Here is a 21,364-nt window from a genome sequence, read left to right on the forward strand (position 1 = left end):
CTTGACTGGGAGGTGAGTGCGGTGCGCGGGCCCTATCGGGGTCTCGGCTTCGACCCGACCCCGGGCGACCTGGATTCGGTCACCCAGACCGCCGCCCAGTTCACCACGGCCGCCGAGCAGCTGGCCGCGGCCGAGCCCGCGGTGCGCAAGGCGCTCGCGGCCGGCGAGCAGTGGCACGGTGCGGGTTCGGAGGCGTTCCGCCGGCACCTGTCCGGCGTGCCGGAGTCGCTGGCCGCGCGGCCGGCGTCGCTGCGGGCGGCGGCAACCGTGCTCGAAGAGTGGGCGCAAACGCTTTCCACCAACAAGCGCCGCGCCGAGGACCTGGATCGCGCCGCGCTGGCCGTCCGCCGCGACCTCGACGCCGCGCGCGACGACCTGCAGGAGAAGCAGAACACCCTCGACCTGGCCGCCACCCCGACCGCGACGGCCTCGGCGAGCGTCGAGGTCACCGCCGCCGCGAAGCGGGTCGCCGACCTGGAAGGCCGCCTGGCGACGGTGCTCGGTCAGGCGCGGGACCTGGAACGCACGCACCGGCTGGCCGCCGACCAGGTCGCGGCTCAGCTGACCGGCGAGCCCGCGGAGCGGGACAACGCGGCCTTCGGTCGTTCGCTCGGCGATGCGTTGCGCCGCGGGTCCGGGTTGGCCGGCAGCCTCGCGACCGCGTTCGGCGGTCGCGCCCGGCGCCCGGAGTCGGTCCCGACCGGCGCCGCGTCGGCCTTGGCGTCGGCACTCGGTGGCGGTCGCCCGTGAAGCTGGCGTCGGTCGCGGGCATCACCCCGGTGACCATGCGATCACCGGCGGACACCGAGCGGGAACTGGCCGAACTGATCGTCAAGACCCGCGGCGGCGAGTCCGCCCACGACCCCGGTGTCGCCCTCGCCGCGCACGACGCGGCGCAACTGGCGCACGAGAACGCGGCCGGGCTCGTGGCCGTCGTCGACCACCCGCAGTCGGACCCGGGCGTGCTGGTGAGCATGGTCGTGCACGCCGACCTGCCGTTCGGCGCGGACGCGGCGGACGAGGTGCGGGCGTTCCTGGAGGCGAGCGCGGGGGCGGACATCCACGAGATCACCGAGTCGCGGACCGAACGCGGCTACCCGGTGATCATCGCCGAGCGGATCGTGATGTCGGACCCGCCGTCCGGCTGCCAGTTGCAGGCCGTGGTGATCGCCCCGGCCGGCGGCCGGCTGGCCGTGTTCACGCTGCATTCGCTGACCGGGCGGGGCTGGCTGGAGCTGGCGGCCGTGCTCGGGGAGCTGCTGTCGTCGGTCAGCTTCGACTAACGCCGACTGTTGTTCCACCGCAACCGATTCCACGCGTTTCGACCGCGGAACCGTTGTGCCACACGTTTTCGTCTCGCGCGCGCGTAGACCAAGCCCCCACCCTGCCCGGTGCGCCCCGAGTCTCATTCTCTCGGTTTGCCTGGGCGGGAACGGGCGATCGCGCGATCTGTGGACAACCCACAGGGTGTGGACAACTCGGGTGCCGCGCTGCTCGTGTACCCGTTCTGGAGACGGCTCGCGAATCGCACCGGAATGGCGCCCTTGGATCCACTTCGGTGCAACCGACGACGCTCGCGGCAACCAATTCGTTATGCGCGAGCACCGTCGAAACCGTTGCACCGCAACACTTTCGCCTCGCGCGCGCGTAACGAAAACCCCCGCCCTCCCTCGGGGGCTCCCCATGACCCAGTCTATCGGTTTGTGGGGGCGGAAACGGGCTGGAGCGCGATCTGTGGATAACCCACAGGGTGTGGATAACTCAGCGCTTGAGCACGCGGTCGCGGTACTCGCGCGGGGTTTCGCCCACCACTTTGCGGAAGGTGCGGGAGAAGTGGGCCGCGTTGGCGAAGCCGCACTGGCGCGAGATTTCCCCCACGCCGCGCACCGCGTGCGCGGGGTCGGACAACAACTCCCGTGCGCGGTCGATCCGCAGTTGCCGGATCCTCCCCGACACGCCATCGCCGTCGTCGAAGAGTTGGTACAGGCGGCGGCGGGAGATGAACAGGGCCTCCGCGATCCGTTCCGCGGTCAGCGACGGGTCCGACAAGTGCTGCTTGATGTACTCCACCGCCGCCCGGCGGCGGGTGGCGATCGCGTCGGCCCGGTCCAGTTCGGTGCGCAGGGCGCTGCGCAGCACCAACTCGGCCAGGCCGAGCAGGTACGGCTTGATCCCGTGCGGGTCCAGGGATTCCGCCACCACCAGCAGGTGCGACACCGACGCGGCGAACAGTGTCTGCAGTGGACGGTCGACCGGCACGGGCTGGAACAGCAGCGGCCGTAGTTCGGCGAAGCTGATCGACAGCTTGTGCGCGGCCACCGCCAGCAGCACGACCCCGCCCTGACCGCCGCCGCCCGGGTGCGCGCGCAACGCGCACTCCGGGAACTGCAAGGCGATCCCGTCGGCGGGCAGGTACTTGGGCAGCGACGCACGCATGGCCAGTTGCACCATGTCCGGTTCGCGCGCGCCCGGCTTGGCGCCCGCCTTCGCGGCCCGCGTGGCGTCGATCGCCTGTCGGGTGGCGCTCGCCCCGGACGCGCGCACCACCAGGTATCCCGACGCGACCTCCGCCTCGGTGCCCTGCGTGCCCTCGGCGGCCTCCGGCTCAGCCGGTTTGCCGAGGGCCCTGGACAGCGACGCGAACCGCTTCTCCAGCGCGGTCGGCACCCTTCGAGGTCCGGACATCGCCCACCCCTGTCGTCGGTGCGGACAGCGTAGGGGAGGAACTCAGAGCGCCGACATGCTCTGCCACTTGCTCCAGGAGTAGATCCAGTCGTGGTAGTCGCCGTCGGCCGGGCTGAGCTTCACCGTGCTGCCGGTCACCTCGACCGGGTCACCAGGCAGAACACTGTTGTAGTAGGCCTCGGCGTTTGCCTCCGACAGGTTCGCGCACCCGTGCGACACGTTGGAGTTGCCCTGCTGGGCCGCCGACCACGGAGCCCCGTGGACGAACTCGCCGTTGTTCGAGATGCGCACGGCCCAGTGGACCTCGATGTTCTCGTAGTCGTACTTCTCGTTGGTCATGAAGTACGTCTGGCTCTTGCTCATCACGAGGTGCGTGCCGCTGTGCGTGACGCGGCCGGGGTCAGAGTCCAGGCCGTAGCTGGCCGGGTAGTCGTGGACCTTCTTGCCGTTGCGGTAGACCATGAACCGGTGGGTCTTGGTGTTGGCCTTCACGACCTGGTTGCGGCCGATGGTGAACTTCGAGGTCACGTCGTCCAGGCCGTACGCGCCACCGCCGAACGAGACACCGTAGATGTCCAGGTGCACGTCGACCTTGGTGTTCGCCGGCCAGTACGCCTTCGGGCGGTAGTGCACGGTGCGGTCGTCGAACCAGGCCCACGAGCCGGTGACGTCCTTGGACGTCTCGACCTTGAGCGCCTTCTCCACCGACTTCTTGTCGCTGACGTCCTGGTCGAAGGTGACCACGATCGGCTGCCCGACGCCGTAGGTCGCGTTGTCCGCGGTGTTGATGTGGGCGCTGACCTTGCTCTGCGCGGTGACCGTGGTGAACGAGCCCTTGACCGGCACGCTCTTGCCGTCGGGGCTGGTCGCGCTGCCCGACCACGTGTACTTCTTGCCGTAGCCCAGGTCTTCGGTGACCTTCCAGCTCTTCTTGTCCGCGGCGAGGCTCCCCTTGACCTTCTTGCCGTCGGGGTTGGTCAGCGTGACGGAGGCCAGCGTGCCGTCGGCGACGGTGACGGTGAACGGGCCGTTCGGCGCCACGTTCTTGGCGTTGTTGGCCGGCTTCGTGGTCACCTTGGCGACCACCGGGGCCGCGGCAGGCCCGACTTGCTGGTTCTGGCCGGCAGCGCCGGTCTGGGTCTGCGTGGCGGGCGCGCCGCCGTCGTCGCTGCTGCACGCGGCAAACACCAGCGACGCGGCCGCGGCGGCTGCAACAGCGCCGAAGAACCGCCTTGTACCCCTGCCCACCGTCACGTGTGTCCCTTTCCCCCGTGTGGTCTCGCCACTAACGACGCCGCTGAGCAGCCGAACGTTGGCGATCACTGCTGTGACTCACGTCACATTTGCGTTGACGCCACGACCCAAGATCATCGCGTGCTGCCGTCCGGCGAGTTTAGCCAGGGAAAACAACGGTTCCGTTCGACGGTGGCTACAGATTGGTGACTACGGGCGTGTCACCCGTTCAGCCCAACGGGCCGCCGATTTGGCCGTACCGACCGATGTGCGCCCGGCGATACGCTCCGCAGCCAGGCCGTTTGTTTCTGTGTTCGTGCTCAACCCACGCTCGCGGAACGAAGCATCGCGGGCGCGCGTGAAGTGTCGCCCCGAAAGGCCGAGAGGTTGCACGGGGCAACCTCGTGATGACCCTGCGATGGAGGCAGGTTTATGGCACAGGGCACGGTGAAGTGGTTCAACGCCGAAAAGGGGTTCGGCTTCATCGCCGTCGACAACGGCGGCTCCGATGTGTTCGTCCACTACTCGGAGATCCAGAGCAAGGGCTTCCGAACCCTGGAGGAGAACCAGCGGGTCGAGTTCGAGATCGGTCAGGGCACCAAGGGCCCGCAGGCGACCAACGTGGTGCCGCTGTAGACCGGACCTCGTTCTTGCTGCGAAGGGCCCCGGCCGGGTGTGTGGCCGGGGCCCTTCGCGTGTCGGGGGATGGGTGTTCTGTTCGGGGTGTGTTCGGACGCTCAGCGGGAGTGCAGCTGCCGGGCTTCCCACTGGAGCCGTTGCAGGACCCATTCCTGGGCCAGTGCGTTCGGCGTGGTGTTCTGCCGCACGGCGAGCTCGCGCAGGTGCTCGTTGGCCATCAACGACACCCGCAGCTGGTAGACCTCGGCGCCGCCGAAGCGACGACCGGAACCGGTGGACTCCGGGTCCAGGTCGTTGTCGGGGCTCAGCGCCGAGAGGTATGACTCGAGCTCGTGGTCAGGCAGCACTTCCTCGACGTCACGGATCGGGGTGCGGTGACGGCCCGTCGACGTACCGACGGCCTTGAGGTTGGTCCTGCTGCGTCCAAGAGATGGAAGAGGCACGGCGGCTACGATAACGAATCGGCCACGAGAACATAGTGAGTGTGACGTGCAACACACTCACACAATTGGCTGATTGCGCAACCACCTTGGTTTCCGTGCGTCATCACTTGGTTGCGCATCCTTTACCCGAACTGACCGTACCGGTCACTCGCTCAGTTGCACAATGCCGGGGTTGACCTGCAAAGATTCGGCCCTTCTCCGGCTTGCGGAGGGTTTCCGCCACGATGGGGGCGACCTTTGCTCCGGCTCGACCGTGCTTGGGATGAGGGCCCGAAACCACTGTGAATCTGTGGATAAGTCACAGGCTGTGGACAACGCGCCACGAGCGTGTGAATTGTGCCTTGACACCCCTGGGGCCGACACCTGCGGTTTCCGGCCCATCACGCAACGGAACCGAGGCGACCTTGCCCGGAAAAGGAGATGGCCCCCGCGCCAGGGGGAGGAACGCGGGGGCCGGAGGGGATCTCCACAGGCGCTGACCGGGGGTGTGTCAGCAACACGATTGTTGCACGTGCACGCGGATGTGGGGAGAGCTTGGGCCCGAAAATTCCGTTGAATTGTTCACTTGATGTTCGCATTGTCGGTGCCAAGCTCCCGGACGGCTGGTCAGCCGACGAGCTGGTAGCCCGCCTCGGTGACCGCCGCGGCCACGTCGTCCTTGGCCAGCTCAGCGGTGCTGCTGACGGTCACCGCGCCGGTCGGCACGTCCACCGACACGTCGGTGACGCCCTCGAGCTCGGTCAGCTCCTCGGTGACCGACCGCGCGCAGTGGGCGCAGGTCATGCCGGTCACGGTGTAGGTGGTCTGCACTGCTTGTTCCTCCGGGTCGATCAGGACTTCACCAAACGGGCGATGGCGTCGGCGGCCTCGCGCACCTTGGCCGCGGCGGCGTCGTCGCTCTGGCGCGCGGCATCCACCACGCAGCCGGCCATGTGCTCCTCGAGCAGTTCCAGCGCGAACGCCTGCAGCGCCCGCGTGGCCGCGGACACCTGGGTCAGGACGTCGATGCAGTAGGCGTCCTCGTCCACCATCCGTTGCAGCCCGCGCACCTGACCTTCGATGCGGCGCAGCCGGCGCTGGTGCGCCTCGCGGTTGGCGGTGTACGAGTGCCCGTGGTGTTCGTCGGCCATGCCCTCAATATACCCCTACTGGGTAGGGCTGTCTGGCTTGAACTGCTCCTGCAACTGGTCGGTCAGGGAGTTCAGCTGAGCGATCAGCCCGTCGAGCTCACCGATGCGCTCCTGGAGCGCCTCGGTCGGGTCGGCCGGCTTGTTCTCCTCGGTCATGGCCGAAACCCTGCCTCATGCCGGTGCGTGAGCACAGTGCGGTTCCGGCTACCCGTTCGGCGCCATCGCCAGCCGGCCCTCCGGACGCGCCGTGACCGGCTCAGCCACTTGGTCTAGCGGGTTCACTTAGCGTTGCGAACGGTTCACTCTGCGGGGGGCTGCTTCGCATGGCTTCCGCCGCATAACCTCACGGCCACACCTGAGTCGGGGAGGCAGCGATGAGCAGCTCACTGGAAGTCCGACAGTTCTTGATGCAACAGGACCTCGGTGCACCGTCCGTGCCGTCACAGCGCAACGGCGACGCCGGTCAGGGGCGGGTCAACGAGGACCAGGTACGCCGGGCCCGGCTCGCGGTGGCGTCCATCGCGAACGACGCCGACGACTGCAAGCAGCTGCTGGACATGCTCGGCCTGCTGGCCGACGACGACGGGGTCCCGCCGGTCATGCGGTGAACCCCGGACACGGCGGGAGCGCCGGACCAGCCGTGCGCTCCCGTCCGCACAACCCTCGATCGCGTCCCGTGAGTGGTGTTCCTCACCGGCGCGGCCGCGCCGCGGGGCCTCGGCGCACACCCCCCGTGCCAGGTGCGCCGTCGCGGCACCTCGAACATACCTTTCGCTCGCGTCGGCGGGCAATGAATTACCCGGCCATGAGCTGCTCGCTCTGGTTACGTGCAGTGGTCTTCGACCGGCCGCGGGCCCCCGCTTTGAAACCCGGTGGCGGCGTGCCCTATGCTTCTCCTTGCTCCCAGCGGAGGGGTCGAGCTCCCATCGTCTAGCGGCCTAGGACTCCGCCCTTTCAAGGCGGCAGCGCGGGTTCGAATCCCGTTGGGAGCACGCAACACCAGTAGGATGCAGTACAAGCAAGGCCCAGTGGCGCAGTTGGTTAGCGCGTCGCCCTGTCACGGCGAAGGTCGCGGGTTCGAGTCCCGTCTGGGTCGCGCGAACTCGGGCGACGTGTGCTTGCGGAGAGCGCAAGCCACGTCGTTCGCGGTTTTACCCGGGGGCCGAGCCCCCGGACCCCCACGGTGCGGGTTCCTGCTGAACCAGCGTGGGACCGTAGCGGGGGACCAACGGAAGAACAGAAAAACAGAAGATGGTGTGAGTTCACACGGCCAGGTAGCTCAGTTGGTACGAGCGACCGCCTGAAAAGCGGTAGGTCGGCGGTTCGACCCCGCCCCTGGCCACCTCGAGACGAAGCCCCTCCGGGGGCTTTTGTCGTTTCAGGCCAAGTCGTTCTCCGGGATCCCCGGGTGCCGCAACCACTTCGCCAGCCGGTCGTCCACGCCGTGGCGCCGGGCCGCGGTGACGAAGTCGCCGGTCGACGCGATGCCGTGCTCGTGGGTCGCGACCCACTCCCGCAAGAGGGCGAAGAACGCGGCATCGCCCAGGTACTCGCGCAGGGCGTGCAAGATCTGCGCGCCGCGTTCCGCCGGGCGCTCCGCGGTCGGTTCGGCGCCGGACTTCTCGGCCCACAGCCACACGGCGTACGCGGCGAAGCCGTCGGCCAGCCAGCTGTCCTGCTCGCCCTCCGGGGTCACGCTGGCCCCGAACCACTGGTGGGCGAGCTGGCGGGCCAGCAGATCCTGTGCCGCGAGTTCCCGGGCGCCGAGGTGGTTGCGGCCGAAGACCGACACGGTCTGGGCCGCGATCGGCGTCGGCCGGTCCTGGTCGGTGACGACGACCGTGTAGCCCTCGAACGGATAGCGGCCGAAGAGGTCCTCGAAAACCCGCATCATCCGCGGCTGCTCGCCGAAGGTCGCGCGGACTTCGGCAACCAGGTCGGCCGGGCACGCGACCTTCTGGTCACGGGCCGGCTCGACGAACTCGAACTGTCCTACTTGGACGGTCACGAACCGGCTCGACGTCGGTTCGGCCTGTTCGTAGTACCAGCGGCTGGTCTTCGGACCGGGAACGTGGTCTTCCAGCAGGCCGTTCGCGACCACGGTGCACCCGGGCGGGACGCTGATCGCGAACCCGTAGCCGGCCTTCTCCGACGAGTCCTCGTGGTGCGGGAACCACGGCCGCTGCCCCGGCGACCCGGCGTAGTGGACCTCGACGGTGAACGAACCCGACGCCGCCGCGCGCACGCGGAGCTTGCCGTCCCGGTGGGTGAACCGGGCGGGACGGCGGTCCACCAGCACCTTGCTCACCCGCGACCACGCCAGGGCAAGCTCGAATCCGCCGATCTCGCCAACGCCGTGCAGTGTGGCGCGCCCGGTCAGCCGGTCCGTGGCCGGTGCGTAGTCCAGCTCCAGGTGGTACCGGCGCACCGCGAAGGCCATGCCCCGATCATGACCTACGCCGTCATCGCCTCGACGCAGGCGTTGGCGAGGTGCTCGGCGCGCACGGGCGCGGACGTGCCCAACGCGTAGGGCGCATCGACGTCCACCCGCAGGTACCCGGCACCCACCCGCGCCACGATCGTGATGCGGCTGCCGAAGTCGCGGATCGTCACGCCGCGGGCCGCCTCGTCGCCCACCTCGACCGACGAGACGTCCGATGCCGTCGACAGCTGTTTGCGTTGCTCCGCGAAAGCCCCGTCGTGGTCGGTGAGCATCACCTGGACGCTGACCCGCTCGCGGCCCGGACCGCTGTAGACGCACAACCGCTCGCCGTCCGGCAGGGCGGTGTGGGCACCCGCGTCGACGGCCGACGACATGGACAGCCCCGACTGCCTGGTCACCTCCGCCGCGGTCAACATGCAGCCCGGCACGTCGTGGACCCGGAACCCCGAGCCGTTCGCGCCGAACGAGCACGCGGACACGAACAACTCCGCGAGCAGGACAAGAGCACCAGCCGACCGAGGGCGAGGCATGACCGGTGGTCGGAGGTGTCCGCCATCCCGTTACAACCCGTTGACTGGCAACAGGTTCACGACCACAGTTGGGCGGTCACAACCATCCGATCGAGGGAACCGCGGCTCGTGAACCGGCAGCACCCGCTCGTCCCGATCTGCCGGGCGTGCCGGGCGCGCGGCGGTGAGCTCGTGCTCGACCTCGGCGAGCAGCCCGCCACCGACCACTTCCCCGCCGCCACCGACGCCGCCGAAGACCCGCGCCATCCCTTGCGGCTGTGGGTCTGTTCTTCCTGCGGGCTCGCGCAGCTGCCCGACGAGGTGCCGGTGCCGGTCGAGCCGACCCGGGTCGAGTCGCAGGCGCTGGCCAGCCAGGCCGCCGACGCGGTCGCGCGGGTCGCGGCGTCCGGCTTGCTCAGGGCCGGCATGCGGGTCACCGAGTTCGGCAGCGGGCACGCCGCATCCTGGCTGCCGCTGCTCGCCGCCCGCGAGCTCGTCCCGATCACCCGTGGTGAGGCCGAGCGTGCCCCGGTGGACGTGGTGGTCGACGCGTTCGGCCTGACCCACAGCCCCGACCAGGCGAGCGCGCTGGTCGAGCGGACCCGGCGGCTCGCCCCGGACGGGGTGCTGCTGCTGCAGTTCCAGTCCTTCCCCGGCATCATCCGCAACCGGCAGTGGAACGTCGTGCGCCACGGCCACTTCGCCTACCACTGCACCGAGGCCATGGCCGGCATGCTCCGGGTGACGGGTCTGGTGCCGGTCACCGCGTGGCGCTTCGACCTGTACGGGGAGACCGTGCTGCTCGCCGCGCGGCGGGGCGGCACGCCGGACGACTCGGTGACCACCCTGTTGGCCGAAGAACGTGACGCACCGCATCCCGGCACGCTCGCCCGCTGGGCCGAACGCAGCGCGAACGAGTTGCGGACGTGGCTCGAACGGGCGGCCGCCGAGGGGCGCGCGGTCCTGGGCTATGGTGCTGCCGCCCGCGCTGTAGTGCTGTTGAACCGCGCCGGCGTTGATCGGGATCTGTTACCCGCTGTAGTCGATGGTTCCACCCGAAAGTGGGGGAAGCGAATTCCGGGCACGCGCATCCCGGTGATCAGCCCCACCGAACTGACGGCGGCCCGGCCCGACGCCGTGCTCGTCTTCGTGCCCGAGTTGTTGCGCGAACTGCGCGCCGCGCACGTGGCGCTACCTGCGCAATGGCTGGTGCCCGGCTGAAGGATCAACCACTCGCGCGGGGGATAGAGCCCGGGCTCGAACGGGTCATTGGGCCCTACCCAGAGTCGTTCTTCGCCGGGTATTGGGTCAACAATTCACCAGAATGAGTTGATTCTGGGTCTCACCCTCCGTGTAACGGCAACGCCGAGTAGAGCGAATGAGCCGATGACAGCGACGAGGGTGAGTCGGGCGCCCGGATCGTCTGCAAGCCATCGAACCACCTCATCCGTGGGCACTGCGTCGGGGACGCCCACGCGCCGCGCACGCGGCACGGCCCGACCGAAGGGACGACCACGATGAGTGAGCATGTGGAGTCAAGACAGCCGGAAACCGCTGTCCACCCCGCATACTCCAAAACCAGGCGCCGGCTGCCGGCCGGTGAGCCTGGCCTACTGCCGATGGACACCTGGGAGACCAGGTACCGCCGGTTCGTCATCGCCGCCGACCTGCTCGGGACGGTGCTGGGTGTGCTCGGCGTCGGGCTGGTCATCGCCGACAGCGACGCCCACTACCTGCGCCACGCGGGACAGGCGGGGGCGACCGTCCTGATCGTCGTGTGCGCGCTGATCGCCAGCCGGGCGTGGCACCCGGGCACGCTCGGCCAGGGGGCCGAGGAGTTCCGCCGGCTCGGCAAGGGCCTGTTCGCGGCGCTGGTGGCGCTCGCCTTGGTCGGCATCGCCGTCGGCGCGCACGACGTCCGGCCGTGGGTGTTCGTGGTGATCCCGGCCATCGCCGTGCTGGTCTTTCCCACGCGCTACCTGCTGCGCCGCTTCCTGCACCGCAACCGCCGGGAAGGCCGCTGCATGCTGCCGGTGATGGCGGCAGGCAGCCCCGAGACCATCCGCGACCTGGTGACCCGCACCCGCACCGCCTCGCACCTGGGCTGGCGGGTCGACGCCGCCTGCACCATCGACGGCCTCGGCGACGACGAGACCGGCGACGTGGTCGACGGGGTCCCGGTGGTCGGGCACCTCGGCCAGCTCGCCGAGCACGTCCGCCGCGGCGGCTACCGGATCGTGGCGGTCACGCCCGACCCGTACTGGACGCCGCGCCGGCTGCAGCAGCTGGCCTGGAACCTGGAGGGCAGCGAGGCCGAGATGGTCGTCGCGCCGGTCCTCATGGAGGTCGCCGGTCCGCGGCTGCACGTCAGCGGGGTGCTCGGCATGCCGCTGCTGCGGGTCAGCGCGCCCGCGTTCACCGGCGCCCGCCGCGTGGTGAAGGGCGCGATGGACCGGATCGGCTCGTTCCTGCTGCTAGCCCTGCTCGCCCCGGTGTTCATCCTGGTCTCCGCGATGGTGGCGGTGGACTCGCGGGGTCCGGTGTTCTACCGGCAGAAGCGGGTCGGCAAGGACGGCCGGGTGTTCACCATCGTCAAGTTCCGCACGATGGTGACCAACGCCGACAAGCAGCTCGCGACGCTCGCGGCGAACAACGAGGGCGCCGGTCTGCTGTTCAAGATGCGCAGCGACCCGCGGATCACCCGGGTCGGCCGGGTGCTGCGCCGCTACTCCCTCGACGAGTTGCCGCAGCTGTTCAACGTCCTCGGCGGCTCGATGTCGCTGGTGGGCCCGCGCCCGCCGTTGCCCGAGGAGAGCGCGCGCTACGCACCCGACGTGCGACGCCGGCTGCTCGTCAAGCCCGGCCTCACCGGCCTCTGGCAGGTCAGCGGGCGCAGCGACCTCTCGTGGGACGAGGCGGTCCGGTTGGACCTGCGCTACGTCGAGGACTGGTCGCTGGCCATGGACGCAGTGATCTTGTGGAAGACCTTCCGCGCGGTGTTCACCGGCGCGGGTGCTTACTGAGACCCTGAAGGGGGAAGTCGACGTGACGATCGGCATCGCCGTGATCGGCGCCGGCTACTGGGGCCCGAACCTGGTACGCAACGCTCAAGCCACACCCGGACTGCGCCTGGAATACCTGTGCGACCTCGACGAGGCGCGCGCCCGCAAGGTGCTCGGCGACTACTCGACGGTGCGTACTTCGTCCTCTTTGGACGAGGTGCTGGCCGACCCCGCGGTCGACGCGGTCGCGGTGGCGACCCCGGCGGCGACCCACCTGCCGGTCGCCATGGCCGCGTTGCGGGCAGGCAAGCACGTGCTCGTGGAGAAGCCGCTCGCCGCGAACTACGCCGACGGCCGCAAGCTGGTCGACGAGGCCGAACGGCGTGGGCTCACGCTCATGCTCGACCACACCTTCGTCTACACCCCCGTGGTGCAGCACCTGCGTGAGCTGATCCGCAGCGGCGGCATCGGCACCGTGCAGTACCTGGACTCGGTGCGGATCAACCTCGGGCTCGTGCAGCCCGACGTGGATGTGCTGTGGGACCTCGCGCCGCACGACCTGTCGATCTTCACGGCGATCCTGCCCGACGACGTGGTGCCGATCGCGGTGTCCGCGCACGGCTCCGACCCGATCGGCGCGGGCCGCGCGTGCGTGGCGCACCTGACCATCGAGCTCTCCGGCGGCGCGATGGCGCACGTGCACGTGAACTGGCTCTCGCCCACCAAGATCCGCACGTTCGTGGTCGGCGGCTCGACCCGCACCGTGGTCTGGGACGACACCAACCCGGCCCAGCGACTGTCCATCTACGACAGAGGGGTGGACAAGGCCGACCCGCAGACGCTGCCCGAGGACCGGCGCGCCCAGGCGATCGTGTCCTACCGCAGCGGCGACATGGTGGCGCCCGCGCTGCCCGAGCGTGAGGCGCTGCGCGCCATGATGGCCGAGTTCGCCGACGCCATCGCCGTGGGCCGCAGGCCGCTCACCGACGGCCGGTCCGGGCTGCGCGTGCTCTCCCTGCTCGAAGCCGCGTCGGCCAGCCTCGCGCACGGCGGCGCGTTCATGCCCGTGCTCGAGGACAGCGAGCTCATGGAGGTCAGCGCGTGAGCCAGGAAACGACCTCGGCACAGCCGATCCACGGCCAGCGGGCGCTGGTCACCGGCGGCGCGGGCACCATCGGCTCGGCCGTGGTGGACCGGCTCGTCGCGGCGGGCGCGGCCGAGGTGGTCGTGCTGGACAACTTCGTGCGCGGCCGCAAGGAGAACCTCGCCGACGCGAGCGCGCGGGCGGGCGACCGGCTGAAGGTCGTCGAGGGTGACATCAACGACCGGGCGCTGGTCGGCGAGCTGACCGAGGGCGTGGACCTGGTCTTCCACCTCGCGGCCATCCGGATCACCCAGTGCGCCGAGGAACCGCGCCTGGCGCTGGAGTGCCTGGTGGACGGGACGTTCACGGTGCTCGAGGCGGCCGCCGAGAAAGGCGTCAAGAAGGTCATCGCGTCGTCGTCGGCGTCGGTGTACGGGCTGGCCGAGGAATTCCCGACCACCGAGCGGCACCACCCGTACAACAACGACACCTTCTACGGCGCCGCGAAGGCGTTCAACGAAGGCATGCTGCGCAGCTTCAAGGCCATGACCGACCTGGACTACGTGGCGCTGCGCTACTTCAACGTCTACGGCCCGCGGATGGACGCGCACGGCGTGTACACCGAGGTGCTGATCCGCTGGATGGAACGCATCCAGCGCGGCGACGCGCCGCTGGTCTTCGGCGACGGCAGCCAGACCATGGACTTCGTGCACGTGCACGACATCGCCCGCGCCAACATCCTCGCCGCGCAGGCCGGCGTCACCGACGCTGTCTACAACATCGCCAGCCAGCAGGAGACCAGCCTGGCCGGGCTCGCGCACGCGCTGCTCGCCGCCATGGACTCCGACCTGCCGCTGGAGCACGGACCGGAACGCAAGGTCAACGGCGTCACCCGGCGCCTCGCCGACATCTCGGCCGCGGCCCGCGACCTGGGCTGGCGCCCGGAGATCGGGCTGGACGAGGGCCTGCGCGGGCTCGTCGCGTGGTGGCGCGCCGAGGTCGGTGCCGCGTGATCCCGGTGATGAAGCCGCTGCTCGGCGACGAGGAGGCCGCCGCGGCCGCCGACGCCGTGCGCTCGGGCTGGGTCGCGCAGGGGCCGCGGGTGGCCGCGTTCGAGGAAGCGTTCGCCGCGCGGGTCGGCGCTCGCCACGGCGTCGCGACCTCGTCGTGCACCACGGCGCTGCACCTGGCGTTGCACCTGCTCGGTGTGGGACCCGGCGACCAGGTGGTCGTGCCGTCGCTGTCGTTCATCGCCACCGCCAACGCCGTGCGCTACTGCGGCGCGACGCCGGTCTTCGCCGACGTCGACCCGCTGACCGGCAACCTGACGGCGTCCACTGTGGACGCGGTGCGCACCCCGCGGACCCGCGCGGTGCTGCTGGTGCACCAGGGTGGCGTGCCCGCCGACGTCGAGTCGATCAAGGCGCTCGGGCTGCCGGTCGTCGAGGACGCCGCCTGCGCGGCGGGGTCCACCCTGCACGGTCGCCCCGTCGGCACCGGCGCGTTGCTCGCCGCGTGGTCGTTCCACCCGCGCAAGCTGATCACCACCGGTGAGGGCGGCATGCTCACCACCGACGACCCGAGCTGGGCGCAGCGGCTCAAGCGGCTGCGCGAGCACGGCATGAGCGTCTCCGCCGCTGACCGGCACGAGGCCCGCGGCGTGGTGCTGGAGCAGTACACCGAGACCGCGTTCAACTACCGGATGACCGACATCCAGGCCGCGGTCGGCCTGGTCCAGCTGCGCCGGCTGGACGCGATCGTCGCGCAACGCCGGGAGTTCGCCGCCCGCTACCACGAGCTGCTCGCGCCGCTCGGCGTGCGCGCGGTGACCGACCCGGCCCACGGCACCACGAACTACCAGTCGTTCTGGGTCGAACTCCCCGACGACGCACCGGACCAGGCCGACGTGCTGACCACGCTCGCGCAAGCCGGGGTCTCGGCGCGGCGCGGGATCATGGCCGCGCACACCGAACCCGCGTACGCCGGGCACCGCCACGGCCCGCTGCCGGTCACCGAGCACCTGACCAACCGCACGGTGATCCTGCCGCTGCACCACGAGCTGACCGAGGACGACCAGCACACCGTCGTCGACGCGCTGGCCAAGGCGCTGGTCGCGGTCGCGTCATGACGGCCCGCCCGCTGCTGCTGGTCGGCGCGGGCGGTCTGGCCCGCGAGACGCTGGCGGCCGCGCGCCTGCTGCCCGACGCGTACGACCCGCTCGGTTTCCTCGACGACGACCCGGTCCGGCACGGCTCCCGTATGGACGGTCTGCTGGTGCTCGGGCCGGCCGACCTCGTGCACGCGCACCCCGACGCGGCGGTGCTGGTGTGCGTGGGCAGCCCCGCGCGACCGGCGTCCCGATTGGACCTCGCCGCGCGGCTCGGCCTGCCCGCCGAGCGGTACGCCACGCTCGTGCACCCGGCCGCGTCGATCGCCCTCGGCGTGGAACTCGGGCCGGGGTGCGTGTTCCTGGCCGGTGCGGTGATCACCGCACCGCAACGGGTCGGCGCGCACGTCGTGGCGATGCCGCACGTCCTGCTCACCCACGACGACGAGGTCGGCGACGGCGTGACGCTGGCCGGGCGCGCGGCCCTGTCCGGCTCCGTCCACGTCGGACGGTGTGCCTACCTCGGGGCCGGTTCGCTGGTGCGGCAGGGCCTGAAGATCGGGGACGCGGCGGTGGTCGGCATGGGTGCCGTGGTGCTCACCGACGTGCCGCCGGGCGAGACCTGGGCGGGCAACCCCGCCAAGCCACTATGTACCTCGCGAACGGAGTCTCGATGACACCCTCTGTGTCGACCTCAGGGTCGAAATCAGACCGAGGGCCTCGCAGCCGCAGCTCAGGGGAACGTGACGCAACCCAGCCACAATCAGCTGACCAGGTTGCACCTTTCGCCTCCAACGCAGCCATTTCCGGAAACGCCGGGGAGGCGGAAGGGCAGATCCCCCTTGTCGACCTTGCGGCGCAGCACGCCGCGGTCGCCGACGAGGTGCGCGCCGGCTGGGACGCCGTGCTCGCCCGCACCGCGTTCGTCGGCGGCCCGGACGTCACCGAGTTCGAGCACGAGTACGCGTCCTACGTCGGGGCCCGGTACTGCGTCGGCGTCGGCAACGGCACCGACGCGATCGAGCTGGCGTTGCGTGCCCTGGGTGCCAGGCCGGGCGACGAGTGCATCCTGCCCGCGAACACGTTCATCGCGACCGCGGAGGCCGTGGCCCGCGCGGGCGCCACACCGGTGCTCGTGGACTGCGACCCGGACACCGCGCTGATCTCCGTGGACGCCGTCGCGGCCGCGGTGACCCCGCGCACCAAGGTCGTGCTGCCGGTGCACTTGTACGGGCAGGCCGCGCCGGTCGAGCAGTTGCGTGGCGTCGTGCCCGACGGGGTGGCCATCCTGGAGGACGCGGCGCAGGCGCAGGGCGCGCGCCGCAACGGGTTGCCCGCCGGTGCGCTCGGCGACATCGCCGCGACGAGCTTCTACCCGGGCAAGAACCTCGGGGCGTACGGCGACGCCGGTGCGGTGACGACGTCGCGTTCGGACCTCGCGGAGGCCGTGCGGTTGTTGCGGGAACACGGTTCGCCGCGCAAGTACGAGCACACGGCGCTGGGCTTCAACAGCCGCATGGACACCTTGCAGGCCGTGGTGTTGCGGGCCAAGCTGCGCCGGCTCGAGGGCTGGAACGACGCCCGCCGCGCAGCCGCCCAGCGCTACGACAAGCTCATCGGTGAACTGGAAACCGTGCACGGTCCCGTTGTGGCGGAAGGCAACGAGCCGGTGTGGCACCTCTACGTGGTGCGTGTGCCGGATCGGGACGCCGTGCTCGCCGCGCTGCACGAGGCGGGAATCGGCGCGGGCATCCACTACCCGGTGCCGGTGCACCGCACCGGAGCGTTCGCCGGGCTCGGCGGATCGTTCCCGGTCGCCGAGCGGCTGGCGGGCGAAATCCTGTCCCTGCCGCTGTTCCCGGAGATCACCGCGGCCCAGCAGGAGCGGGTCGTGGACGTCCTGTCCAACGCTGTCCGGCGTCGTCACGATACGTGAAGTGACATAAGTGCCTTGTCCCCCAATAAGAGTAACGAGCAGCTGTCTACCTGCGACTAGGGGGTAGCCCGGCTCATTTTGTGCTGCCGGACCCGATCACACAGCGTGGAGGACCCGATGAGCGGAACACTGCGGCGCATACGCGCGGGAGTGCTCGGCGTCCTGCTGACCGCGGGCCTGGCAGTCGCACTACCCCCGACCGCCAACGCAGGTCCGTGCGACGCCCCGACCAACCCGATCGTCTGCGAGAACTCGAAAGCGGGTTCGCCGCAGTCGGACTGGTGGGTCGACGGCACCTACGGCGACATCGACGGTTACACCACGCAGATGAGCGTGCAGCCCGGCGAGCGGCTCGACCTCAAGGTCAAGACGCCGAGCACGAACTACCAGGTCGACATCTACCGCCTCGGCTACTACGGCGGCAACGGCGCCCGGCTGCAGACGTCGCTGAGCCCGACGGTGTCGTTGCCGCAGACGCAACCCACGTGCCTCAAGGACTCCGCGAGCGGCATGACCGACTGCGGCAACTGGAAGGTGTCGACGAGCTGGCAGGTGCCGTCCACCGCGGTGCCGGGCTTCTACGTCGCGAACTTCATCCGCAACGACGCACCGGGTGCGTCGCAGGCCTACTTCGTGGTGCGCTCCGACGCGTCGCATTCGGACATGGTGGTGCAGACCTCCGACCAGACGTGGGAGGCGTACAACACCTACGGCAACAGCATCACGCCGGGCGACCCGAACAACCCGGAGGCCAACAGCCTCTACGTCGGCAACTTCGGCTCGTCGGACGGTCGCGCGTACAAGGCGAGCTACAACCGCCCGTACCTCAACAGCGGCACCGCCTCGCCGATGAACGCCGAGTACCCGCTCATCAGGTTCCTGGAGCGCAACGGTTACGACGTCTCCTACCTCTCCGGTGTGGACGTCACGCGCAACCCCGCGCTGTTGAAGAACCACAAGGTCTTCGTCTCCTCCGGGCACGACGAGTACGTCAACGCGACGCAGCGCGCCGGCATCGAGTCGGCGCGCGCCGCGGGCGTCAACATGATCTTCATGTCGGGCAACGAGATGTTCTGGAAGACCCGCTTCGAGAACTCCACCGACGGCACGAACACCGCGTACCGCACCTTGGTCTGCTACAAGGAAACCAAGGTCGGCACCAAGATCGACCCGAACGCCGCGTGGACGGGCACCTGGCGTGACCCGCGGTTGTCGCCGCCGTCCGACGGTGGCCGGCCCGAGAACGCCGTCACCGGCACCCTCTTCGAGGTCAACGGCTACCGCGCCGACGCCATCCAGGTGCCCGCGTCCTTCGGGCGCAACCGCATGTGGCGCAACACGTCCATCGCCAGTGCCGGCACCACGACCACGCTGACGGCGGGTTCGCTCGGCTACGAGTGGGACACCGACCCGGACAACGGCTACCGGCCGGCCGGGTCGATCCAGAACTCCAGCACCACGGTGACCATGGTCGGCGGCGACTTCGTGCTGCAGGACTACGGCAACGCCTACGGCGACGGCACCAAGACCCACAACATCACGATGTACCGCGACCAGACCAGCGGCGCGCTGGTGTGGGGCCTGGGCACCGTGCAGTGGTCGTGGGGCCTCGACTCCGTGCACCTGTACCCGCCGGGTGCGCCGGCCAGCGCGCCGGCGAACCTCGCGATGCAGCAGGCGACCGTGAACGTGCTCGCCGACATGGGCGCGCAGCCGCGCACCTTGATGGCCGGCCTCACCGCGGCCACCAAGAGCACCGACACCACCGGTCCGACCGTGACCGTGACCTCGCCCGTGGCCGGTTCGACCGTGCCCGCCGGGTCCGACCAGACCATCCGCGGCACCGCCGTGGACGTGGGCGGCGGCAAGGTCGCCGCCGTCGAGGTCTCCCTCGACAACGGCGCGAGCTGGCACAAGGCCAACGGCCTGGACAACTGGACCTACCCGTGGACGCCGAGCCAGCTCGGCGCGACCACGATCCTGGTCCGCGCCTCCGACGACGGTGCCACCCTCGGCGCGACCAGGACGGTCAACGTGACCGTCGGCGCCCAGCAGTGCCCGTGCACCCTGTTCCAGAACTCGGCACCGACCACTGTGGACTCCGCGGACGGCTCGGCGATCGAGGTCGGCACGAAGTTCACCACTTCGGTGAACGCGACCGTGACCGGCGTCCGCTTCTACAAGGCGACGACGAACACCGGCACGCACACCGGGTCCATCTGGAACAGCGCGGGCGCGCGCCTGGTCACCGGCACCTTCACCGGTGAGTCGGCCTCCGGTTGGCAGACCTTGAACTTCACCACGCCGTTGCAGATCCGCGCCGGGCAGACCTACGTGGTGTCCTACACCGCGCCCAACGGCCACTACTCGGTCGACGCGGGCTACTTCACCGGCAAGGGCGCGGGCATCGTCCCGCTCACCGCGCCGGCCACCGGCGGCGTCGCTGGCGGGAACGGCGTGTTCCGCTACGGCTCGGGCTTCCCGTCCGACAGCTTCAACGGCGGCAACTACTGGGTCGACCCGGTGGTCACCACCGCCACCGCCGACAACGTCGCCCCGACGGTCTCCTCGACCGCCCCGGCGAGCGGTGCCACCGGTGCCTACACCGACGGCACGGTCAGCGCGACCTTCTCCGAGAGCGTCGACCCGGCGAGCGTGCAGTTCACGCTCAAGGCGGGCAGCACGGGCGTCCCGGGCACGCTGACCGTGGACGACAAGGTCGCCACGTTCACCCCGACCGCCTTGCTGGCGGCCAACACCACCTACACGGCAACGGTGACCGCGGCCGACGGGTTCGGCAACGTGATGGCGTCGCCGAAGACGTGGTCGTTCACCACCGGCGCCGGTGCGGCTCCGTGCCCGTGCAGCCTGTTCGGCGTCCAGACCCCGGGCATCGCGGACGCGGGTGACGGGTCCGATGTGGAGCTGGGCGTCAAGTTCACGACCTCGGTGAACGCGACGGTGACCGGCGTGAAGTTCTACAAGTCGGCCGCGAACACCGGCAGCCACACCGGTTCGCTGTGGACGTCCTCGGGCACGCGCCTGGCGACGGGCACGTACACCGGTGAGTCCGCCTCCGGCTGGCAGACCCTGACGTTCAGCTCGCCGGTCCAGATCACGGCCGGTCAGACGTACGTCGCGTCCTACCGGACCCCGACCGGGCACTACGCGGCCGACGGCGGCTACTTCGCCACCAAGGGCGCGGGCCGGGGCGTGGTGACGGCACCGTCTTCGCCGTCCGCGGGCGGGCAGGGCGTGTTCGAGTACGGCGGCGGTTTCCCGTCGAACTCCTACAACTCGACCAACTACTGGGTCGACGTCGTGGTGGACACCGCCGGTGCGGACAACACCGCGCCGACCATCACCTCGACGACCCCGCCCTCGGGCGCCACGGGCGTCTCGACCGGCACCGGCGTGACCGCGAACTTCTCCGAAGCGGTCAACGCGAGCTCGGTCCAGATGACCGTCACCGGCCCGGGCGGCACGGCGGCCGGCACGACGACCGTCGCGCCGGACGCGAAGAGCGTCACGTTCGCGTCCACCGGCGCACTGGCCGGGAGCACGACGTACACGGTGAGCGTGCAGGCCACCGACCTGCAGGGCAACGCGATGGGCACGCCGTACACGTGGAGCTTCACCACCGGCGCGGTCGGCGCGTGCCCGTGCACCTTGTTCCGCCCGACCGACACCCCGGCCGCCAGTGCCGTGGACTCGGCGGTGGAACTCGGCACCCGGATCAAGCCGACGCAGAACGGCTTCATCACCGGCGTCCGGTTCTACAAGACGCTGGGCGACCCCGGCACGCACACCGGGACGCTGTGGTCGTCGAGCGGCACCCAGCTCGCCACCGGCACCTTCACCGGTGAGAGCGGATCGGGCTGGCAGACCCTGACGTTCGCCACGCCGGTCGCGGTCACCGCCGGGACGACCTACCTCGTCAGCTACTTCACCTCCGCGGGCCGGTACGGCTACACCACGCAGTACTTCACCGCGGACAAGGTGAACGGGCCGCTGACCGGACCGGCCTCCGTCGCGGGCGCGTCGAACGGCGTGTACCGCTACGGGACGGGCGGCGTGTTCCCGGCAGGCGAAGGCGGCCCGACCAACTACTGGGTGGACGCGGTGTTCACCACGAGTCCCTAGGGGGAGACGG

Annotated in this window: 20 protein-coding genes and 3 tRNA genes; 15 read left to right on the forward strand and 8 right to left on the reverse strand. The window is 70.2% G+C overall.

Annotated elements, in window-relative coordinates:
- The first annotated feature begins 21 nt into the window (after positions 1 to 21).
- Positions 22 to 750 carry a hypothetical protein gene (locus tag EV186_RS07195; protein ID WP_133848235.1) on the forward strand — a complete coding sequence of 243 codons (729 nt, stop codon included), beginning with the start codon at positions 22 to 24 and terminating at the stop codon, positions 748 to 750.
- Positions 747 to 1,283, forward strand: coding sequence for a hypothetical protein (locus EV186_RS07200; protein ID WP_133848236.1), 537 nt, complete (start codon positions 747 to 749; stop codon positions 1,281 to 1,283). Before EV186_RS07195 ends, EV186_RS07200 begins: the two co-directional genes overlap by 4 nt.
- Before the next feature lie 478 nt (positions 1,284 to 1,761).
- On the opposite strand, the gene EV186_RS07205 is transcribed toward EV186_RS07200, so the two are convergent.
- Both EV186_RS07205 and EV186_RS07210 read right to left on the reverse strand, forming a co-directional pair.
- The gene (locus EV186_RS07205; RefSeq protein WP_133848237.1) at positions 1,762 to 2,685 is read right to left on the reverse strand and encodes a helix-turn-helix transcriptional regulator; all 924 of its coding nucleotides are present in this window, start codon (positions 2,683 to 2,685) and stop codon (positions 1,762 to 1,764) included.
- Positions 2,686 to 2,727: 42 nt separating this feature from the next.
- Positions 2,728 to 3,939: a L,D-transpeptidase gene (locus EV186_RS07210; RefSeq protein ID WP_208115494.1), complete on the reverse strand. Its 1,212-nt coding sequence runs from the start codon at positions 3,937 to 3,939 to the stop codon at positions 2,728 to 2,730.
- 411 nt (positions 3,940 to 4,350) lie between these two features.
- On the opposite strand from EV186_RS07210, the gene EV186_RS07215 reads away from it, so the two are divergent.
- Positions 4,351 to 4,554 carry a cold-shock protein gene (locus tag EV186_RS07215; RefSeq protein WP_133848238.1) on the forward strand — a complete coding sequence of 68 codons (204 nt, stop codon included), beginning with the start codon at positions 4,351 to 4,353 and terminating at the stop codon, positions 4,552 to 4,554.
- 101 nt (positions 4,555 to 4,655) lie between these two features.
- On the opposite strand, the gene EV186_RS07220 is transcribed toward EV186_RS07215, so the two are convergent.
- From EV186_RS07220 to EV186_RS38785, 4 genes are all read right to left on the reverse strand, one after another.
- Positions 4,656 to 5,000, reverse strand: coding sequence for a hypothetical protein (locus tag EV186_RS07220; protein ID WP_133848239.1), 345 nt, complete (start codon positions 4,998 to 5,000; stop codon positions 4,656 to 4,658).
- Positions 5,001 to 5,606: 606 nt separating this feature from the next.
- Complete coding sequence (locus EV186_RS07225; RefSeq protein ID WP_279538281.1) at positions 5,607 to 5,810, reverse strand: heavy-metal-associated domain-containing protein; 204 nt, start codon at positions 5,808 to 5,810, stop codon at positions 5,607 to 5,609.
- A 20-nt stretch (positions 5,811 to 5,830) separates the two neighbouring features.
- A complete protein-coding gene (locus tag EV186_RS07230) occupies positions 5,831 to 6,130 on the reverse strand; it encodes a metal-sensitive transcriptional regulator (RefSeq protein ID WP_133848240.1) in 300 nt (99 codons plus the stop codon).
- A gap of 15 nt (positions 6,131 to 6,145) precedes the next feature.
- Positions 6,146 to 6,286 carry a hypothetical protein gene (locus EV186_RS38785; protein ID WP_166659048.1) on the reverse strand — a complete coding sequence of 47 codons (141 nt, stop codon included), beginning with the start codon at positions 6,284 to 6,286 and terminating at the stop codon, positions 6,146 to 6,148.
- Between the two features lie 218 nt (positions 6,287 to 6,504).
- Between EV186_RS38785 and EV186_RS07235 the strand changes: the two genes are divergently transcribed.
- The 4 genes from EV186_RS07235 (at position 6,505) to EV186_RS07250 (ending at position 7,472) form a co-directional block, all read left to right on the forward strand.
- Positions 6,505 to 6,738 (forward strand): hypothetical protein, encoded by a 234-nt coding sequence (locus tag EV186_RS07235; RefSeq protein WP_133848241.1) that lies wholly within the window; start codon positions 6,505 to 6,507, stop codon positions 6,736 to 6,738.
- A 311-nt stretch (positions 6,739 to 7,049) separates the two neighbouring features.
- A tRNA-Glu gene (locus tag EV186_RS07240) sits at positions 7,050 to 7,122 on the forward strand.
- A gap of 30 nt (positions 7,123 to 7,152) precedes the next feature.
- Positions 7,153 to 7,226 (forward strand) — tRNA-Asp (locus EV186_RS07245).
- A 172-nt stretch (positions 7,227 to 7,398) separates the two neighbouring features.
- Positions 7,399 to 7,472: transfer RNA gene (locus EV186_RS07250), tRNA-Phe, on the forward strand.
- Positions 7,473 to 7,508: 36 nt separating this feature from the next.
- Here the strand turns inward: EV186_RS07250 and EV186_RS07255 are convergent.
- Both EV186_RS07255 and EV186_RS07260 read right to left on the reverse strand, forming a co-directional pair.
- A complete protein-coding gene (locus EV186_RS07255) occupies positions 7,509 to 8,570 on the reverse strand; it encodes a M1 family aminopeptidase (protein WP_133848242.1) in 1,062 nt (353 codons plus the stop codon).
- Between the two features lie 14 nt (positions 8,571 to 8,584).
- Positions 8,585 to 9,103, reverse strand: coding sequence for a hypothetical protein (locus EV186_RS07260; protein WP_133848243.1), 519 nt, complete (start codon positions 9,101 to 9,103; stop codon positions 8,585 to 8,587).
- Positions 9,104 to 9,211: 108 nt separating this feature from the next.
- Here EV186_RS07260 and EV186_RS07265 point away from each other — a divergent pair, with 108 nt between their 5' ends.
- From EV186_RS07265 to EV186_RS07300, 8 genes are all read left to right on the forward strand, one after another.
- Positions 9,212 to 10,303, forward strand: a complete 1,092-nt coding sequence (locus tag EV186_RS07265) for a class I SAM-dependent methyltransferase (RefSeq protein WP_133848244.1) — start codon at positions 9,212 to 9,214, stop codon at positions 10,301 to 10,303.
- A gap of 398 nt (positions 10,304 to 10,701) precedes the next feature.
- Positions 10,702 to 12,105 carry a sugar transferase gene (locus tag EV186_RS07270; RefSeq protein ID WP_133848245.1) on the forward strand — a complete coding sequence of 468 codons (1,404 nt, stop codon included), beginning with the start codon at positions 10,702 to 10,704 and terminating at the stop codon, positions 12,103 to 12,105.
- A gap of 22 nt (positions 12,106 to 12,127) precedes the next feature.
- On the forward strand, positions 12,128 to 13,189 hold the full coding sequence (locus EV186_RS07275; RefSeq protein ID WP_243753859.1) for a Gfo/Idh/MocA family protein: 1,062 nt from the start codon (positions 12,128 to 12,130) through the stop codon (positions 13,187 to 13,189).
- On the forward strand, positions 13,186 to 14,181 hold the full coding sequence (locus EV186_RS07280) for an SDR family NAD(P)-dependent oxidoreductase (protein WP_133848246.1): 996 nt from the start codon (positions 13,186 to 13,188) through the stop codon (positions 14,179 to 14,181). Before EV186_RS07275 ends, EV186_RS07280 begins: the two co-directional genes overlap by 4 nt.
- Positions 14,178 to 15,296, forward strand: coding sequence for a DegT/DnrJ/EryC1/StrS family aminotransferase (locus tag EV186_RS07285; RefSeq protein ID WP_243753860.1), 1,119 nt, complete (start codon positions 14,178 to 14,180; stop codon positions 15,294 to 15,296). The genes EV186_RS07280 and EV186_RS07285 overlap by 4 nt, the downstream gene beginning before the upstream one ends.
- The gene (locus tag EV186_RS07290; RefSeq protein ID WP_133848247.1) at positions 15,293 to 15,952 is read left to right on the forward strand and encodes an acetyltransferase; all 660 of its coding nucleotides are present in this window, start codon (positions 15,293 to 15,295) and stop codon (positions 15,950 to 15,952) included. The genes EV186_RS07285 and EV186_RS07290 overlap by 4 nt, the downstream gene beginning before the upstream one ends.
- 206 nt (positions 15,953 to 16,158) lie before the next feature.
- Positions 16,159 to 17,211 (forward strand): DegT/DnrJ/EryC1/StrS family aminotransferase, encoded by a 1,053-nt coding sequence (locus tag EV186_RS07295; protein ID WP_243753861.1) that lies wholly within the window; start codon positions 16,159 to 16,161, stop codon positions 17,209 to 17,211.
- A gap of 117 nt (positions 17,212 to 17,328) precedes the next feature.
- A complete protein-coding gene (locus EV186_RS07300) occupies positions 17,329 to 21,354 on the forward strand; it encodes a DUF4082 domain-containing protein (RefSeq protein WP_133848249.1) in 4,026 nt (1,341 codons plus the stop codon).
- Positions 21,355 to 21,364 lie beyond the last annotated feature (10 nt).

The organism is Labedaea rhizosphaerae, from assembly GCF_004362825.1.
Lineage (GTDB): Bacteria > Actinomycetota > Actinomycetes > Mycobacteriales > Pseudonocardiaceae > Labedaea > Labedaea rhizosphaerae.

Coding starts and splice junctions, on each gene's coding strand:
- EV186_RS07215 (WP_133848238.1), top strand. CDS start 4,351: ATGGCACAGGGCACGGTGAAGTGGTTCAACGCCGAAAAGGGGTTCGGC.
- EV186_RS07205 (WP_133848237.1), bottom strand. CDS start 2,685: ATGTCCGGACCTCGAAGGGTGCCGACCGCGCTGGAGAAGCGGTTCGCG.
- EV186_RS38785 (WP_166659048.1), bottom strand. CDS start 6,286: ATGACCGAGGAGAACAAGCCGGCCGACCCGACCGAGGCGCTCCAGGAG.
- EV186_RS07255 (WP_133848242.1), bottom strand. CDS start 8,570: ATGGCCTTCGCGGTGCGCCGGTACCACCTGGAGCTGGACTACGCACCG.
- EV186_RS07260 (WP_133848243.1), bottom strand. CDS start 9,103: ATGCCTCGCCCTCGGTCGGCTGGTGCTCTTGTCCTGCTCGCGGAGTTG.
- EV186_RS07290 (WP_133848247.1), top strand. CDS start 15,293: ATGACGGCCCGCCCGCTGCTGCTGGTCGGCGCGGGCGGTCTGGCCCGC.
- EV186_RS07235 (WP_133848241.1), top strand. CDS start 6,505: ATGAGCAGCTCACTGGAAGTCCGACAGTTCTTGATGCAACAGGACCTC.
- EV186_RS07270 (WP_133848245.1), top strand. CDS start 10,702: ATGGACACCTGGGAGACCAGGTACCGCCGGTTCGTCATCGCCGCCGAC.
- EV186_RS07230 (WP_133848240.1), bottom strand. CDS start 6,130: ATGGCCGACGAACACCACGGGCACTCGTACACCGCCAACCGCGAGGCG.
- EV186_RS07300 (WP_133848249.1), top strand. CDS start 17,329: ATGAGCGGAACACTGCGGCGCATACGCGCGGGAGTGCTCGGCGTCCTG.